This window comes from Methylobacterium indicum, assembly GCF_001043895.1.
Lineage (GTDB): Bacteria > Pseudomonadota > Alphaproteobacteria > Rhizobiales > Beijerinckiaceae > Methylobacterium > Methylobacterium indicum.
Map to the genome: position 1 here is coordinate 1 of NZ_JTHF01000041.1, position 15,653 is coordinate 15,653.

The window sequence follows — 15,653 nt, forward strand, 5'->3', positions numbered from 1 at the left end:
GGATCGGGCGGCGGCAACCAGCCGCCGGATCTCGAGGACCTCCTGCGCCGCAGCCAGGATCGTCTGCGCAACCTGATGCCCGGCGGCGGTTCGGTCGGCGCCAAGGGCGCGGCCCTGGCGGTGCTGGTCGTGCTGGCGCTCTGGCTGATGACCGGCTGGTACACGGTGCTGCCCAACCAGGTCGGCATCAACACGGTGTTCGGCCGCTATACCGGCCAGTCCGGCGAAGGCCTGCGCTACAACTTCCCCTACCCGATCGGCGCCGTGGTGAAGCCGAATGTCGGCGAGTCGCGCAGCATCCAGATCGGCTACCGTTCGGGCATCGGCGCCCAGCGCTCCCGGGACGTGCCCGAGGAGAGCCTGATGCTGACGGGCGACGACAACATCGTCGACATCGATTTCGACGTGCAGTGGCGCGTCAACCCGGCCAAGGCCGAGGACTTCGTGTTCAACCTCCAGAACCCCGAAGGCACCATCAAGTCGGTGGCCGAGAGCGCGATGCGCGAGGTGGTGGGCCGTCGCCAGATCCAGGCGATCCTGACCACCGAGCAGTCGAGCGTGGCGCAGGAGGTGCAGCAGATCATCCAGAAGGCGCTCGATTCCTACGGCGCCGGCGTGCTGATCAACGTGGTCCAGCTCCAGGGCGTGAGCCCGCCCGTCGAGGTGCGCCAGGCCTTCGTCGACGTGAACGCGGCCCAGCAGGACGCGGCCCGCGCCCGCAACGAGGCCGAGACCTACGCCAGCCGGATGGTGCCCGAGGCCCGCGGCCGCGCCGCGCAGGCGGTGCAGCAGGCCGAGGCGTTCAAGTCCCAGGCCACCGCCGAGGCGACCGGCCAGGCCCAGCGCTTCCGCGAGGTCTACGAATCCTACAAGCTCGCGCCCGCGATCTCCCGCGAGCGCATGTTCCTCGACACGATGGAGAAGGTTCTGGGCGGCGTGAACAAGGTGATCATCGACCAGGGCGCCACGGCCGGCACCGGCGCGGCCGCCGCCGGCGTGGTGCCGGTCCTGCCGCTGCAGGAATTCGCCACCACCCGTCCGGGCACCTCGGCCCAGGGGAGCGCCCGATGAACGGCAACGCCCTCCGCACCGGCCTCGTCGTCCTCGGCGCCCTCGTCCTGGTGGTGATCTACGCCTCGGCCTTCACGGTCGGGCAGACCCAGCAGGCCCTGGTGCTGCAGTTCGGCCGGGTCCGCACCGTGCTGAACCAGGCCGGGACCGACAAGCCGGGCCTCTACTTCAAGGTGCCGTTCCTCGAGAGCGTCACGATGTTCGAGAAGCGGCTCCTCGACCTCGACCTGCCGGTGCAGACCGTCCTGTCGGCCGACCGCCAGAACCTCGAGGTCGACGCCTTCGCCCGCTACAAGATCATCGATCCGCTGCGCTTCTACCAGGCGGTGAACAACATCCAGGTCGCCAACCAGCGTCTGGGCAGCTTCACCAACGCGGCGATGCGCAACGTGCTCGCCAGCGCCTCGCGGGACGCCATCGTGCGGACCCAGCGCGAGGCCCTGATGAACCGCATCCAGGAAGAGGTGAACCGGCAGGCGAAGAATCTCGGCATCGAGATCGTCGACCTGCGCCTGACCCGCGTCGACCTGCCGGCGGCGAACTCGCAGGCGGTGTACCAGCGCATGCGCACCGAGCGTGAGCGCGAGGCGGCGGACCTGCGCGCCAACGGCGCCCAGGTGGCGGCGACCATCAAGGCGCGGGCCGACCGCGACGTGACGGTGCTGCTGGCCGAGGCCAACCAGAAGGCCGACCAGCTCCGCGGCCAGGGCGAGGCGGACCGCAACCGCATCCTCGCCGAGGCCTTCGGCCAGGACCCGGACTTCTTCGCCTTCTACCGGTCGATGCAGGCCTACGAGAAGGGCCTGAGCGGATCCGACACCCGGCTGGTGATCAGCCCCGGCTCGGAATTCTTCCGCTACTTCAACGATCCGCAGGGCCGGGCCCGGCCCGCCGCGGTCCCGGCGCCCGCCGGCCAGTGATCGGCAGGCCCCTTTCCGGGGCCGGATCGACCGATGACGACATCCAGCGCCCCGCCTCGGCGGGGCGCACTTGCGTGTGACGGCGGCCGCGAGGCCGGCCGGGGGCGGAGACGACACCAAGATGCGACCGCAGGGGGAAACGGGAGGGGCGCGGTGCGCCATGGGGCGGCCGTGAAGGACCTTGCCGCGGCGCTCGGCCTCGCGCTCGCCATCGAGGGCCTGCTCTGCGCCGCCTTCCCGACGGCGATGCGCCGGGCGATGCAGGAAGCCTCTCAGACCCCGATGGAGCGGATGCGCCTCGTCGGCCTCATCTCGGCGGCGGCGGGCGTCGTCGTGGTCGGCGTGGTGCGCCTGCTTCTCGGCTGAGATGTCGCGGGACTTGAACCGTCTCGCCGGGAGACGATCTTAAGGCACGCTCCCGTCCCCGTGGCCGGAGCTGCCCGGGCCGCTCGGGCGGGGCGGACGACGCCTCCCCGTGCCGTCACGGTCTTTCGACGCCCATTGCCCAACGAGGTTCCCAAGATGGCCGCTTCCTCGCGCCGTAACTCCGCCTTCGCGAGACGGCGCCTGCCCGCCCTCGCCGGTGCGCTCCTGGCGCTCTCCGTCGGCACCGCGTCGCTGCCGGGCGCCGCCCTGGCCAAGGGCCCCGCCTCGCTGGCCGACCTCGCCGAGCAGGTGACGGATGCGGTGGTCAACATCTCGGCCTCGACCACGGTGGAAACCCGCGGCCGCACCCTGCCGCAGCTGCCCCAGGGCACGCCGTTCGAGGACCTGTTCGAGGAATTCTTCAACCGCCGCGGCCAGGGCGGCGGGGGCGAGAGCCAGCCGCGGGCGCCGCGCCGCTCGAACTCGCTCGGCTCCGGCTTCATCATCGATTCGTCCGGCATCGTGGTCACCAACAACCACGTTATCGGCGACGCCAACGACATCCAGGTGATCCTGCATGACGGCCGCAAGCTGAAGGCCGAGATCGTCGGCAAGGATTCGAAGATCGACCTCGCGGTGCTGCGGGTGAAGCCCGATCCGGACCGGCCGCTGAAATCGGTGCCGCTCGGCAATTCCGAGAAGATGCGGCCGGGCGACTGGGTGATCGCGATCGGCAACCCGTTCGGCCTCGGTGGCTCGGTCTCGGCGGGCATCGTCTCGGCGCGGGGCCGCAACATCGAGTCCGGCCCCTACGACAACTACATCCAGACCGACGCGGCCATCAACAAGGGCAATTCCGGCGGTCCGCTGTTCAACATGGACGGCGAGGTCATCGGCATCAACACCGCGATCCTGTCGCCGACCGGCGGCTCCGTCGGCATCGGCTTCGCCGTCCCCACCGCCACCGCCGGCCCGGTGATCGAGCAGCTGCGCCAGTTCGGCGAGGTGCGCCGCGGCTGGCTCGGCGTGCGGATCCAGAACGTCGACGACACCACCGCCGAGGCGCTCGGCCTCAAGGGCGGCGGCCGCGGCGCGCTGATCGCCGGCGTCGACGACAAGGGCCCGGCCAAGACCGCCGGTCTCGAGGTCGGCGACGTGATCACCAAGTTCAACGGCGTCGACGTCAAGAGCTCGAGCGACCTGCCCCGCATCGTCGCCTCGACCCCGGTCGGCAAGGTCGTGGACGTGACGACGATCCGCAAGGGCCAGGAGCAGACCAAGCAGGTCACGCTCGGCCGCCTGGAGGACAGCGACAAGCCCCAGCAGCAGGCCGCGCTGAACAAGCCGCAGCCGGAGGCCGACGTCACCCGCCAGGCGCTCGGCCTCAACCTCTCGGGCCTGTCCGACGAGGGGCGCAAGCGCTTCGGAGTGAAGGACAGCGTCAAGGGCGTGCTGGTCACCCGGGTCGACCCGAACTCCAACGCCGCCGACAAGCGCATCCAGGCCGGCGACGTGATCGTCGAGGTCGGCCAGGAGGCGGTGAGCTCGCCGGCCGACGTCACCCGCCGGATCGACCAGATCAAGAAGGACGGCCGCAAGTCGGCGCTGCTCCTCGTCGCCAACAAGGACGGAGAGGTGCGGTTCGTGGCGCTCAGCCTCGAATAGCGAGATCGGGCAGCGGGCCTTTGCGCCCGCCGCTCACCGGACGGTTCGGGCACCGGATCCCCATCGAGGGGAACGCCGGTTCGGGCGTCCGATGGGAGGGCAGGACGGGACCGGTCAGCGGCGAGGGCCGGCGAACGGAAACGAAGGCAGCTTGCCCCTCCCGTGCCGGCGGCCGTCATGACATGGGATCGGGTGGCGCGCCGGTCCGCGACGGCAGGCCGCTCGCCGCCACGAGCCTCGATGCGGAGCGCTTCGCGGCCGCGCCTCGGCCCGTTTCCAGAGCCGCGGTGCCCACGGCATCGCGCCGGGATGGGGCCCCGGCGCTCCCCTCCCCCGCGCCGTCGGCGCGGGATGCGTCGTCAGGCGGTCGCCCGCGCCTTGACGGTGGCCTTCTTCGCCCGGGCCTTCGGGGCGGGCTTGGCGGCCACGACGGCCTCGGCCTCCGCTTCGCGGGCGAGACGCAGGGCCTTCAGGCGGGCGGTGTTGTCGTCGCGGGTCCGCTCGGCGCTGGCGAGGTCGGCCCAGGCCTGCGCCGCCATCTCGGCCTGCATCTGGGCCCGGGCCGCGCGGGTCTCGGCCTGTCCGCGGGCCGTGCTGTCTTGGGTCGCCATGACGTCATCCCTCATGCGGGGCGCGGGCGGACCGCGACCCCGGGGGGCGGCCGGGCCGAACGGGCCGCCGGGTGCGGCTCGCCCCCGGGCGCCACCCTGTCATGTAGGGCGCGGCCGCGATTTGTCATGCCAAGGGACCGGACCATGTTCCCAAGGACCGACAACGGGTCTTGTCGGGCAGGTGCCGCCTCAATGGAGACGGGGCGCCTCGTCCTGGGCGATCTCGGCCGTCAGCGCTTCCGCGAACGGAAATTCCAGCACCACCTCGCCGGCCTCGTCGGTCACCACCAGGGTGGCGGCGAGGAGACGGTCCTGGTTGCCGGATTCGGCCATCTTCGGGTCCTGCACCATGGCGTGGATGATCGAGCGCGACGCCTCCCAGGCCTGATCGGGATCGCGCAACTCCTCGCCGTTCAGGTCGGTGATGACGTCCTCGCCGATCTGCGTGTTGAAGAAGTATCGGGGCATGGCAGATCCTCGTGTTCGCGCCTGTCCTCTCCCTGCCCCGTCCGCTCGTCCGGTTCCAGTCCTCCTTCCGGTGGAGCAATGCCGAGCCTCCGGCCCGCCGCTACGCTCGCCCGCATTCGGCCAGGACACGCCCGTTCTCGCAAACGCAAAAATAATCCTCGGACGAAAAGGGGGGCGTCCGAGGCCGGCCCCGATCGTAAGTCGACGATCGAGCCCCTTGCACCGGGACCGCAATTGAGGCTTCCTAGGGACAGGGCATCCGGCGGAACGCTAGGTCATCGAATACCGGCGTCGCTCGGCCCGCCCAAGGGAGCCGCGAGACGTCCGATGTTGTGGCGCATCGTCAATTGGAGCCGCAAGGCCGCCCCGCCCGCTCTCATCGGCGGGTTCGACCCGATCTACTATCTCGGCAAGAACCCCGACGTGGCGGCGGAAGGCTGCGATCCGTTCGAGCACTACCTGTATTTCGGCTGGCGCGAGGGACGGGACCCGTCCGCCGAGTTCAGCACGAGCGGCTATCTCTCGGCCAACCCGGACGTGGCGCGGGCGGGCGTGAACCCCCTGCTGCATTACCGCGAGCACGGCCTCGTGGAGCGCCGCCGCGGCTGGCAGAAGGCGGGCGTTCTCTGACCTCCCGAGGACGCGCCGCGACGGCGGCGGCCCGGCCTCAGCTGCCTCGATAGGTGCTGTAGGAATAGGGCGCGATCAGCAGGGGGACATGGTAATGGCCGAGGCCCGGCCGGACCACGAAGCGCACCGGCACCTCGTCGAGGAAGTCACCGGCTCCGGGATCGCCGACACTCGCGAAATACGCCCCGACCGCGAAGATCAGCTCGTAGCTCCCGGGGCGCAAGGCCGCGCCGGCGAGCAGCGGCGCGTCGCAGCGGCCATCCGCGTTGGTGACGGTGCGGGCGACCTCCTCCCGGCCGCCCTCCGCGAGGCGCCAGAGCCCGACCGCGACGCCGGCCGCCGGGCGGCCATGGGCGGTGTCGAGGACGTGGGTGGTCAGGCGCGGCGTCTCGGGCGACGTCTCGGGCGACATGGCGGGGCCTCCGTTTCGGGCCCCCTCGGGGTGCCCGAGCCCTGCCCGACGGTCAAGCACGGCTTGACCGGCCCGGGGCCGGACGCGAGCATGACGCCCGCCCTCGCCGGAGCCCCGCATGGCCACGCTTCTCCTGCGCAACGCCGCGCGCGTCGTCACCATGGATGCCGACCGGCGCGAGATCGCCGACGGCTTCGTGCTGATCGAGGACAACCGGGTCGTCGCGGTCGGCGGCCCGGAGGCGCTGCCCGAGGGCGCCGATACGGTGATCGACTTGTCCGGCCACGTCCTGATGCCCGGCCTCGTCAACACCCACCACCACATGTTCCAGTCGCTCACCCGCGCCGTGCCGGCGGCGCAGGACGCCGACCTGTTCGGCTGGCTGAAGGCGCTCTATCCGATCTGGGCCCGGCTCACCCCCGAGATGGTGCGGGTCTCGACGCAGGTCGCGATGGCCGAGCTGATGCTGTCGGGCTGCACCACGTCGAGCGACCACCTCTACCTCTATCCGAATGGCTGCCGCCTCGACGACAGCATCGAGGCCGCCGACGCGATCGGCCTGCGCTTCCACGCCGCCCGCGGGGCGATGAGCCTCGGCGAGAGCGCCGGCGGCCTGCCGCCCGATGCGCTGGTCGAGGACGAGGCCGCGATCCTCACGGACACAAGCCGGTTGATCGAGACCTGGCACGACCCCGCGCGCTACGCGATGCGCCGGATCGTGGTGGCGCCGTGCTCGCCCTTCTCGGTCAGCGAGGGCCTGATGCGGGATGCGGCGGCTCTGGCCCGCTCCTACGGAGTGTCGCTCCACACCCATCTCGCCGAGAACCAGGACGACGTTGCGTATAGCCGCGAGCGCTTCGGAAAGACGCCGGCCGACTACGCCGCCGATCTCGGCTGGGTCGGGCCGGATGTCTGGCACGCCCACTGCGTCAAGCTCGACGAGGCCGGGATCCGGCTGTTTGCCCGCACCGGCACCGGCGTCGCGCATTGCCCGTGCTCGAACATGCGGCTCGCCTCCGGCATCGCCCCGGTGCCGCGGATGCGCTGCGAAGGGATTTCCGTCGGTCTCGGCGTCGACGGCTCGGCCTCGAACGATGCCGGCCACCTCCTGGGCGAGGCGCGCCAGGCGATGCTGCTCGCCCGCGTCGGCCACGGCCCGGCCGCGATGACGGCCCGGCAGGCCCTGGAGATCGCGACGCTCGGCGGCGCCAAGGTGCTCGGGCGCGACGATATCGGGTCGCTCGCCCCCGGCATGGCCGCCGATTGCGTCGCCTTCGACCTGCACGGGCTCTCCACCGCCGGCGCCCTGCACGATCCGGTGGCGGCTCTGGTGTTCTGCGCGCCGCCGGGCGTGGCCTTGAGCGTCATCAACGGGCGGATCGTGGTGCGGGACGGCCAGCTGCTGACGCTGGAGACGGGACTGCTGGCGGAGCGGCACAACGCGCTCAGCCGGCGATTGGTGAACGGCGATTGACGCCGTTTCGGGAACCGGATCTCAATCGTCGTCGGATGGCTGTGGGGGAGTGGACACCCGAGAGCCTACTTGCTTTGATCGCCAGCAACGATGCCGATAGCGTGAACTCCACGAGGGCCGATCGAACGGGCGTCGGGATGCATCCCATCAGGGAGCGGCCGGGTGTCGTCTGGCCGAAGGAATTCGGGACGCGGGATGAGCCTCGACCTGCTCGCCAGTCTGTTCGAGACCCCGCCCGTCGCGATCGACGCAACCAAGCAGATCATCGGGTTTTTTTCATTTTCGGCGCTGATCGTCGCTCTATTCACAATAAGCTTTAGTTTCTTGAGACATTCTGAGCGGAGGCGCTGGTTTATCGACAGGTCCTTCCGTTTCGCGCTGTGGGCGGCCGCGTGGTGCTGCGTCGTTCTCGTGCTGCGATCGTTACTCGGAGCGACGCACGAGGGTCTGTCCTACGTCGCTGTCGGCCCGATCGTGCTCATCGTGCTGTCGCTGTTCGTGCTGGCCCTCCTGGAAATCCCTGTCGTCTGGGTCAAGCTGATCACGGATGTCTTGAAGCGACTCGGACGGCGCGACTGATACGGCTTGCTGGACGATCCATTCGGAAACCGTATGACGACGTCGCACAGCGCCATCGGTGTTCGATCCGCCGAGTGTCTCGATCAGCCCCCCGCCAGCGCCCAATCGACCGCCGCCTCGGCGTGCAGCGCCGTAGTGTCGAACAGCGGCACCGGGCTGTCCTCCGGCCGCACCAGCAGCATGATCTCGGTGCAGCCGAGAATGATCGCTTGCGCCCCCCGCTCCACCAGCCGGGCGATGACCGCCCGGTAGGCCGCGCGCGAGGCCGGCAGCGCCCGTCCCTGGACCAGTTCCTCGTAGATCACCCGGTGCACCTCCGCCCGGTCCTCGGCCTCGGGCACCAGCACGTCGAGGCCGTGGCGCGTCGCGAGACGGCCCTTGTAGAAGTCCTGCTCCATGGTGAAGGCGGTGCCGAGCAGACCCACCCGGGACAGGCCGGCGGCGCGGATGCGCGCCGCCGTCGGGTCGGCGATGTGCAGCAAGGGCAGGCCGATCGCCGCCTGCACCTCGTCGGCCATGCGGTGCATGGTGTTGGTGCAGATCACCACCACATCGGCCCCGCCCCGCTCCAGCCGCCGGGCGGCGTCGATCAGCGCGGCGGTCGCCTCGTCCCACCGGCCGGCATGCTGCAGGGCCTCGATCTCGCCGAAGTCGAACGACCACATCAGGCAGCGCGCCGAGCGTAAAGACCCGAGGCGGGCGCGCACGGTCTCGTTGACGATGCGGTAGTATTCGGCCGAGCTTTCCCAGCTCATCCCGCCGATCAGGCCGATGACCTTCTGCTGCACCATGGGCCTCTCCCGCTCGATGCGGCGCGCCGGGGTCACCTGCCGCCGGTCGGGCGGCGGCAGGCATGAGCCGTCCTACTTCGCCAGGGCCGCCAGGATCCGCGCCCAGGAGCGCGTGCCCTTGTGGAAGCTCTGGAGGTCGTACTTCTCGTTCGGCGAGTGCACCCGGTCGTCGTCGAGGCCGAAGCCGACCAGCAGCGTGTCGAGGCCAAGCGTGCGCTTGAAGTCGCCGACGATCGGGATCGAGCCGCCCGAGCCGATGGTCACCGGGGCCCGGCCCCATTCCGCGGCGAGCGCACTCTTGGCGGCCTCCAAAGCCGGCATGCCGTGGGGGAGCGCCAGCGCCCGCGAGCCCTTGTGGGTGACGACCTCGACCGAGCAATCGGCCGGGATGCGGGCCGCGACGAAGGCGCGGAAGTTGCGGTCGAGGGCCTCCGGGTCCTGGTCGCCGACGAGGCGGAACGAGATCTTGGCGCTCGCCTTCGCGGCGATCACCGTCTTGGTGCCCTCGCCGGTATAGCCGCCGATGATGCCGTTGGCGTCGCAGGTCGGGCGGGACTGGATCTGCTCGATCAGCATCCGGTCGCGCTCGCCGGCGGGCTGGTTGAGGCCGACGGTGCCGAGGAAGTTCCCGGGGGTCAGGTCGAGGCCGCGCCACTGCTCGAGCACGTCGTCCGGCGTGTCGTGGACGCCGTCGTAGAAGCCCGGCACGGTCACCCGGCCCTGGTCGTCGTGCAGGTCGGCGATGATGCGCGAGAGCACCCGGATCGGGTTGGCGGCAGCCCCCCCGAACAGGCCCGAATGCAGGTCGCGGTCGGCGCACGTCACCGTGACCTCGAAATAGGCCAGCCCCCGCAGCGACGAGGTGATGGCCGGGGTGTCCCGGTCCCACATCCCGGTGTCGCAGACGAGCGCCACGTCGGCCTTCAGCTCCTCGCGGTTCGCCGCGACCCATTCGGGCAGGAACTTCGAGCCGTCCTCCTCCGCGCCCTCGATCAGCAGGGTGATGCCGACCGGCAGCTCGCCGTCGATCGCCTTGAAGGCCCGGCAGGCCTCGACGAAGGTCATCACCTGGCCCTTGTCGTCGCAGGCGCCGCGCGCGCTGATGACCTTGCGGCCATCCGCCAGGGTCGCCATCCGCGGCGCGAAGGGCGGCGTCTCCCACTCGTCCAGGGGATCGACCGGCTGCACGTCGTAATGGCCGTAGAACAGGACGTGGGGGGCGCCGGGCTTGCGGTAATGGGCGAGCACCACCGGGTGGCCGCCGGTCTCGCGCAACGAGACCTCGAAGCCCATGGCGGCGAGGTCGCCCTTCAGCCACTCCGCCGCCTTCCGGCACTCCGCCGCGTAGGCCGGATCGGTCGAGATCGACGGGATGCGCAGGAAGGCGAACAGCCGCTCCAGGGAATTGTCGAGATCGCGGTCGATGTCGTCGAGGATCCGGTCAAGCGCGGCCATGCGGTGTCTCCGGTCTGCATAGGGGCTCGGTGGCCCGATCGTCACGGCGTCATCACTAGCCCAGCCGGAGGGCGGCCAGAAGCCGCGCGGTGTCGGCGATGGACGGCTTCGGGCGCATGGCCCGCGACGCGCGCCTGCACTCTCGGGCAGAGGCTCATACGACACCTTTCCCCCGCATAACCCCCGGCGTTCGACCTTGGGGAACGCCCGCACCCTGGAACGGTTATCGGGTACGCCAGCCCGGGCGGAGTTGCGCGCCTCGCTCGGCGCGCGCCGGCCCCGGGCTCCCCGAGTTTCGAGAGACGGTCACGCCCATGCTGAGCGACAGCGGTTCCTCCGCCCGAACGGGCACGATCCCGATCACCCTCACGGTCAACGGGCAGGAGCGCCAGCTCCAGGTCGCGCCCTGGACCACGCTCCTCGACCTCCTACGCGAGGAACTCGACCTCACCGGCACCAAGAAGGGCTGCGACCACGGCCAGTGCGGCGCCTGTACGGTGATCGTCGACGGCAAGCGGATCAATTCCTGCCTGGCGCTGGCGGTGCAGAAGGACGGGGCCGAGGTCACCACCATCGAGGGCCTGTCGTCGGGCGCCCTCCACCCGGTCCAGGCCGCCTTCGTCGAGCACGACGCCTTCCAGTGCGGCTACTGCACGCCGGGCCAGATCATGTCGGCGGTGGCCCTGATCGAGGAGGGCCGGGCCCGCACCCGCGAGGAGATCCGCGAGCACATGAGCGGCAACATCTGCCGCTGCGGCGCCTATTCCAACATCGTCGACGCGGTCGAGGATGTCCTGAAGAGCAAGACCTCGTCGTTCAAGGAGGCCGCGGAATGAACCGGTTCGAGTATACCCGCGCCGGCACCGTCCAGGAGGCCGTGCAGGCGCTGGCCGCCGATCCGGCGGCGCGCTTCATCGCCGGGGGCACCAACCTCGTCGACCTGATGAAGTACAACGTCGAGCGGCCCGGCCGCATCGTCGACATCACCCGCCTGCCCCTCGATCAGATCGTCGAGCACGAGAGGGGCCTGCGCCTCGGCGCGCTGGTGCCCAACGCCACGGTCGCCTACGACCCGCAGGTCAACGCGCGCTATCCGCTGCTCGCCAGCGCGCTGCTCGCCGGGGCCTCGCCGCAGCTGCGCAACGCCGCCACCACCGGCGGCAACCTGCTCCAGCGCACCCGCTGCTACTATTTCTACGACGAGGGCACGCCCTGCAACAAACGGGAGCCCGGCAGCGGCTGCCCGGCGATGACCGGCGTCAACCGCATCCACGCGATCCTGGGCGCCTCCGACACCTGCATCGCCACCCACCCCTCCGACATGTGCGTGGCGCTGGCCGCCCTCGATGCCACCGTGCAGGTCGAGGGACCGAACGGCCGGCGCAGCATTCCCTTCGGCGAGTTCCACCGCCTGCCGGGCGACGAACCTCAGCGCGACACCACGCTGCGTCACGGCGAGATCGTGCTCTCGGTCGACCTGCCGGACGAGGACTTTTCGCAGCATTACACCTACCTGAAGCTGCGCGACCGGCTTTCTTATGCCTTCGCGCTGGTCTCGGTGGCCGCCGCCCTCGAGATGGACGGCGACACGATCCGCAGGGCGCGCCTGGCGCTCGGCGGCGTCGCTCACAGGCCCTGGCGCAACGCGGAAGCCGAGAGCCGCCTCCAGGGCAAGCCGGCGACCGAACAGACCTTCCGGGAGGCCGCGGACGTGATCCTGGCCGAGGCCCGGCCCTATTCCCACAACGCCTTCAAGGTCGAACTGGCGCGGCGCGCCATCGTGCGGGGCCTGTCCCAGGCCGCCGCCGGCACGCCGCAATCCCAGACCGACAAGCGCATCGCCTGAGGTAACCCATGGCCACCCCTTCCCACTATGTCGGCACCGCCCGGAGCCGGCTCGACGGCCCCGCCAAGGTGACGGGCGCCGCCAAGTACGCTGCGGAGTTCACCGCCCCCGACCTCGCCCACGGCGTCGTCGTGTCGAGCGCCATCGCCAAGGGCCGCATCACGGCGATCGACACCCGGGCCGCCGAGGCGGTGCCGGGCGTGATCAAGGTGTTCACGCACGAGAACCGGCCGCGCACCGCTTGGCTCGACTACAATTACCGCGATCAGGTCGCGCCCCCCGGCTCGCCGTTCCGGGCGCTCAACGGCCCCGAGATCGTCTATGGCGGCCAGCCGGTGGCGCTGGTGGTGGCGGAGAGCTTCGACCTCGCCCGCCACGGCGCCAGCCTCGTCAAGGTGACCTACGCGGAGGAGGTGCCGAACACCGACCTCGCGAAGAACCGCGACGCGGCCTACGTGCCGCCCAAGAAGCGCTCCGGCATCAAGCCGCCGCCGGACCCGCGCGGCGATGCGGCCGGCGCCTACGACGCGGCGCCGATCCAGCTGCGCCAGGAATACAAGCAGGCGATCGAGCACCACAACCCGATGGAGCCGCATGCCTCGACGGTGGTGTACGAGGGCAAGGGCAAGCTCACCGTCCACGACAAGATCCAGGGCGTGAACAACACCCAGGGCTACGTCTGCAGCGTGTTCAACCTGAAGCCCGACGACGTGCGGGTGATCACCCCTTACGTCGGCGGCGGCTTCGGCTCGGGCCTGCGGCCGCAATACCAGCTCTACCTCGCGGTCTCGGCCGCCCTCGACCTCGAGCGCTCGGTTCGGGTGGTGCTGACCCGCGACCAGATGTTCACCTTCGGCTACCGGCCGGAGACCTACCAGACCGTGGCGCTGGGCGCCGACAAGGACGGCCGGCTCCAGGCGCTCACCCACGACGCGGTGGCCGGCACCTCGACCTTCGAGGATTACCAGGAGGCGGTCGTCAACTGGTCGGGCCTGCTCTACCACTGCCCGAACGTCACCCTCGACTACAAGCTCGCCAAGATCGACACCTACACCCCGTCCGACATGCGGGCGCCGGGCGCGGTCACGGGCATCTTCGCCCTCGAATCGGCGATGGACGAGCTGGCCTACGCCACCGGCGTCGATCCGCTGGAATTGCGGCTGCGCAACTACGCCGAGCGCGACGAGGGCGAGGGCAAGGAGTTTACCTCCAAGGCGCTCCGCGCCGCCTACGAGCAGGGCGCGGCGAAGTTCGGCTGGGGCAAGCGCCAGGCGGAGCCGCGCTCGATGCGCGACGGGCGCGAGCTCGTCGGCTGGGGCATGGCGACCGGCGTGTGGGAAGCGATGATGATGCAATCGAGCGCGAGCGCCACGCTCACACCCGACGGCAAGCTCGAACTCGCCTGCTCCACCGCCGATCTCGGCACCGGCACCTACACGATCCTGGCCCAGATCGGCGCCGACGCCCTCGGCCTCGACCTCGACCACATCACCACCCGGCTCGGCGACACCGCGCTTCCCGAGGCGCCGCTCGCCGGCGGTTCCTGGACCGCGGCCTCCTCGGGCGCGGCCGTGCAGGCGGCCTGCCGGACGGTGGCGGAGAAACTTTTTGGCTATGCCCGCGGCATGGCGGATTCGCCGCTCGCCAATGCCGACTTCGCCCACGTCGCCTTCGCGGGCGGCGAGATCCGGCTCCAGGGCGATCCCTCGCGAAAGGTCGGAATCGCCGAGGCGATGCGGGCGGGCGGCGTCGATCGGGTCGAGGCGACCGAGAAGGTCAAGCCCAGCATGCTCACCAACATGCGCTTCTCGGCCTACACCCACTCGGCGGTCTTCGCCGAGGTGAAGATCGACGAGGATCTCGGCGTGGTGCGGGTGACCCGGGTGGTCAGCGCCATCGCGGCCGGCAAGATCCTCAACCTCAAGACCGCCCGCAGCCAGATCCTCGGCGGGGTGGTGATGGGGATCGGCGCCGCGCTCGAGGAGGAGTCGATGCTCGACCATACCCTCGGGCGGATCATGAACCACAATCTCGGCGAGTACCACGTCCCGGTGAATGCCGACATCCACGACATCGAGGTGATCTTCGTCGACGAGCACGACGACAAGGTGAGCCCGCTCGGCGTCAAGGGCCTGGGCGAGATCGGCATCGTGGGGGCCGCCGCCGCGGTGGCGAACGCGGTGTTCCACGCCACCGGCAAGCGGATCCGCGAGCTGCCGATCACCATCGACAAGATCATCGCCTGACCCATCTCGACGGGTGAGGGGTTGCAAGGGGCGGGGCCTTCGCGGGTCCCGCCCCTCGCGTTTGTGTACGGGGAGCATTGCCCATGGACGTCAACAGCGTCACCGCCGGCGAGGTCGAGATCACCTACGAGGCCTCGGGGCCCGATATGGGCCAGCCGGTCCTGCTGCTGCACGGCTGGCCGGACGATCCGCGCACCTTCGATCGCGTGGTGCCGCTCCTCAACGCTGCCGGCTGGCGCACCATCGTGCCCTACTGGCGCGGCTGCGGGCCGACCAAGTTCCTCGATGCCGCGACGCCCAGGACCGGCGAGCCGGCGGCGCTCGCCACCGACATCCTGGCCTTCATGGACGCCCTCGGCTTCTCGCGGCTGCCGGTGATCGGCCACGATTGGGGCGCGCGGGTCGCGTACCTCCTCGCCGCCGCCCGGCCGCAGCGGGTTTCCTCGATCGCCGCCCTCTCGGTGCCCTGGGCGCCCGGCCGCCTCGGCGTGCCGCCGCTGCCGCAGGTGCGGGCCTTCTGGTACCAGTGGTTCATGAACACCGAGCCGGGCGCCGCCTTCGTGCGCGAGAACCCGCTCGCCTTCGCCCGCGAGCAATGGGTGGCCTGGAGCCCGCCCGGCCCGTGGTTCACCGACGAGACCTTCTCGAAGACCGCGCCCTCGCTTCAGAACCCGGACTGGGCCGCGGTCACGCTCAACTTCTACCGCTCGCGCTGGGGCGCCGACGCCCCCGATCCGCGCTTTGCCGCGCTGCGGCAGGCGGCCGAGGAGGCCCAAAACATCGCCGTGCCGACCCTGGTGATCCACGGCGCGGACGACACCTGCCTGCTGCCGGCCTCGTTCGAGGGCCAGAAGCAGTTCTTCACCGGGACCTACCGCCAGGTCGAGCTGGAGGGCGTCGGCCACTTCCCGACCCGCGAGGCGCCCGAGAAGGTGGCCGAGGCGCTGCTGGCGCATCTGGGCGAGGTCGGGGAGCATTGATGGGCGGCACGGGGGCTCGGTCTCCGTGAGCGCCTGTCGCATGCCGTCCTGAGTCGCGTCGGAGACCCGTCGAGTGCGGGTTTTCCTTTTCCCGCAGGCGGAGACAGAAAAAGGCACGACTTTCCCCTTTCCCCGCGGG

Annotated in this window: 16 protein-coding genes; 11 read left to right on the top strand and 5 right to left on the bottom strand. The window is 70.6% G+C overall.

What is annotated here, in order from left to right; all coding sequences use genetic code 11:
• From hflK to QR78_RS05275, 4 genes are all read left to right on the top strand, one after another.
• The coding region (hflK, locus tag QR78_RS05260; protein ID WP_048426456.1) for an FtsH protease activity modulator HflK at positions 1 to 1,071 on the top strand (1,071 nt) is incomplete at its 5' end.
• Positions 1,068 to 1,991, top strand: coding sequence for a protease modulator HflC (gene hflC, locus QR78_RS05265; protein WP_048426457.1), 924 nt, complete (start codon positions 1,068 to 1,070; stop codon positions 1,989 to 1,991). The genes hflK and hflC, both read left to right, overlap by 4 nt.
• 171 nt (positions 1,992 to 2,162) lie before the next feature.
• Positions 2,163 to 2,357, top strand: coding sequence for a DUF2065 family protein (locus tag QR78_RS05270; protein WP_048426471.1), 195 nt, complete (start codon positions 2,163 to 2,165; stop codon positions 2,355 to 2,357).
• A 156-nt stretch (positions 2,358 to 2,513) separates the two neighbouring features.
• Entirely contained in the window at positions 2,514 to 4,022 is a 1,509-nt protein-coding gene (locus QR78_RS05275) for a Do family serine endopeptidase (RefSeq protein ID WP_048426458.1), read from the top strand.
• 359 nt (positions 4,023 to 4,381) lie between these two features.
• On the opposite strand, the gene QR78_RS05280 is transcribed toward QR78_RS05275, so the two are convergent.
• Positions 4,382 to 4,633, bottom strand: a complete 252-nt coding sequence (locus QR78_RS05280) for a hypothetical protein (protein ID WP_048426459.1) — start codon at positions 4,631 to 4,633, stop codon at positions 4,382 to 4,384.
• A 189-nt stretch (positions 4,634 to 4,822) separates the two neighbouring features.
• Positions 4,823 to 5,101: a DUF6894 family protein gene (locus QR78_RS05285; RefSeq protein WP_048426460.1), complete on the bottom strand. Its 279-nt coding sequence runs from the start codon at positions 5,099 to 5,101 to the stop codon at positions 4,823 to 4,825.
• 327 nt (positions 5,102 to 5,428) lie between these two features.
• Here QR78_RS05285 and QR78_RS05290 point away from each other — a divergent pair, with 327 nt between their 5' ends.
• Positions 5,429 to 5,731, top strand: a complete 303-nt coding sequence (locus QR78_RS05290; RefSeq protein WP_048426461.1) for a hypothetical protein — start codon at positions 5,429 to 5,431, stop codon at positions 5,729 to 5,731.
• Between the two features lie 37 nt (positions 5,732 to 5,768).
• On the opposite strand, the gene uraH is transcribed toward QR78_RS05290, so the two are convergent.
• Positions 5,769 to 6,143: a hydroxyisourate hydrolase gene (uraH, locus tag QR78_RS05295; protein ID WP_048426462.1), complete on the bottom strand. Its 375-nt coding sequence runs from the start codon at positions 6,141 to 6,143 to the stop codon at positions 5,769 to 5,771.
• 118 nt (positions 6,144 to 6,261) lie between these two features.
• On the opposite strand from uraH, the gene QR78_RS05300 reads away from it, so the two are divergent.
• Both QR78_RS05300 and QR78_RS05305 read left to right on the top strand, forming a co-directional pair.
• Positions 6,262 to 7,617 carry an 8-oxoguanine deaminase gene (locus tag QR78_RS05300; RefSeq protein WP_048426463.1) on the top strand — a complete coding sequence of 452 codons (1,356 nt, stop codon included), beginning with the start codon at positions 6,262 to 6,264 and terminating at the stop codon, positions 7,615 to 7,617.
• 195 nt (positions 7,618 to 7,812) lie between these two features.
• Positions 7,813 to 8,196, top strand: a complete 384-nt coding sequence (locus tag QR78_RS05305; RefSeq protein WP_048426464.1) for a hypothetical protein — start codon at positions 7,813 to 7,815, stop codon at positions 8,194 to 8,196.
• Positions 8,197 to 8,279: 83 nt separating this feature from the next.
• Here the strand turns inward: QR78_RS05305 and QR78_RS05310 are convergent, their stop codons facing one another.
• Positions 8,280 to 8,987 carry an aspartate/glutamate racemase family protein gene (locus tag QR78_RS05310; protein WP_048426465.1) on the bottom strand — a complete coding sequence of 236 codons (708 nt, stop codon included), beginning with the start codon at positions 8,985 to 8,987 and terminating at the stop codon, positions 8,280 to 8,282.
• Between the two features lie 72 nt (positions 8,988 to 9,059).
• The gene (locus tag QR78_RS05315; RefSeq protein ID WP_048426466.1) at positions 9,060 to 10,442 is read right to left on the bottom strand and encodes a M20/M25/M40 family metallo-hydrolase; all 1,383 of its coding nucleotides are present in this window, start codon (positions 10,440 to 10,442) and stop codon (positions 9,060 to 9,062) included.
• 314 nt (positions 10,443 to 10,756) lie between these two features.
• Here QR78_RS05315 and QR78_RS05320 point away from each other — a divergent pair, with 314 nt between their 5' ends.
• The 4 genes from QR78_RS05320 to QR78_RS05335 all read left to right on the top strand — a co-directional run bounded on the left by QR78_RS05320 (position 10,757) and on the right by QR78_RS05335 (position 15,514).
• Positions 10,757 to 11,278, top strand: a complete 522-nt coding sequence (locus tag QR78_RS05320; protein ID WP_048426467.1) for a (2Fe-2S)-binding protein — start codon at positions 10,757 to 10,759, stop codon at positions 11,276 to 11,278.
• A complete protein-coding gene (locus QR78_RS05325) occupies positions 11,275 to 12,288 on the top strand; it encodes an FAD binding domain-containing protein (protein WP_048426468.1) in 1,014 nt (337 codons plus the stop codon). Before QR78_RS05320 ends, QR78_RS05325 begins: the two co-directional genes overlap by 4 nt.
• A gap of 8 nt (positions 12,289 to 12,296) precedes the next feature.
• On the top strand, positions 12,297 to 14,534 hold the full coding sequence (locus QR78_RS05330; RefSeq protein WP_048426469.1) for a xanthine dehydrogenase family protein molybdopterin-binding subunit: 2,238 nt from the start codon (positions 12,297 to 12,299) through the stop codon (positions 14,532 to 14,534).
• Positions 14,535 to 14,617: 83 nt separating this feature from the next.
• On the top strand, positions 14,618 to 15,514 hold the full coding sequence (locus QR78_RS05335; RefSeq protein WP_048426470.1) for an alpha/beta fold hydrolase: 897 nt from the start codon (positions 14,618 to 14,620) through the stop codon (positions 15,512 to 15,514).
• Positions 15,515 to 15,653 lie beyond the last annotated feature (139 nt).

Excerpts from the sequence above, each read along its gene's own strand:
- hflC (WP_048426457.1), top strand. The coding sequence starts at position 1,068 with ATGAACGGCAACGCCCTCCGCACCGGCCTCGTCGTCCTCGGCGCCCTC.
- QR78_RS05275 (WP_048426458.1), top strand. The coding sequence starts at position 2,514 with ATGGCCGCTTCCTCGCGCCGTAACTCCGCCTTCGCGAGACGGCGCCTG.
- QR78_RS05280 (WP_048426459.1), bottom strand. The coding sequence starts at position 4,633 with ATGGCGACCCAAGACAGCACGGCCCGCGGACAGGCCGAGACCCGCGCG.
- QR78_RS05285 (WP_048426460.1), bottom strand. The coding sequence starts at position 5,101 with ATGCCCCGATACTTCTTCAACACGCAGATCGGCGAGGACGTCATCACC.
- QR78_RS05290 (WP_048426461.1), top strand. The coding sequence starts at position 5,429 with ATGTTGTGGCGCATCGTCAATTGGAGCCGCAAGGCCGCCCCGCCCGCT.
- uraH (WP_048426462.1), bottom strand. The coding sequence starts at position 6,143 with ATGTCGCCCGAGACGTCGCCCGAGACGCCGCGCCTGACCACCCACGTC.
- QR78_RS05300 (WP_048426463.1), top strand. The coding sequence starts at position 6,262 with ATGGCCACGCTTCTCCTGCGCAACGCCGCGCGCGTCGTCACCATGGAT.
- QR78_RS05305 (WP_048426464.1), top strand. The coding sequence starts at position 7,813 with ATGAGCCTCGACCTGCTCGCCAGTCTGTTCGAGACCCCGCCCGTCGCG.
- QR78_RS05310 (WP_048426465.1), bottom strand. The coding sequence starts at position 8,987 with ATGGTGCAGCAGAAGGTCATCGGCCTGATCGGCGGGATGAGCTGGGAA.
- QR78_RS05315 (WP_048426466.1), bottom strand. The coding sequence starts at position 10,442 with ATGGCCGCGCTTGACCGGATCCTCGACGACATCGACCGCGATCTCGAC.
- QR78_RS05320 (WP_048426467.1), top strand. The coding sequence starts at position 10,757 with ATGCTGAGCGACAGCGGTTCCTCCGCCCGAACGGGCACGATCCCGATC.
- QR78_RS05325 (WP_048426468.1), top strand. The coding sequence starts at position 11,275 with ATGAACCGGTTCGAGTATACCCGCGCCGGCACCGTCCAGGAGGCCGTG.
- QR78_RS05330 (WP_048426469.1), top strand. The coding sequence starts at position 12,297 with ATGGCCACCCCTTCCCACTATGTCGGCACCGCCCGGAGCCGGCTCGAC.
- QR78_RS05335 (WP_048426470.1), top strand. The coding sequence starts at position 14,618 with ATGGACGTCAACAGCGTCACCGCCGGCGAGGTCGAGATCACCTACGAG.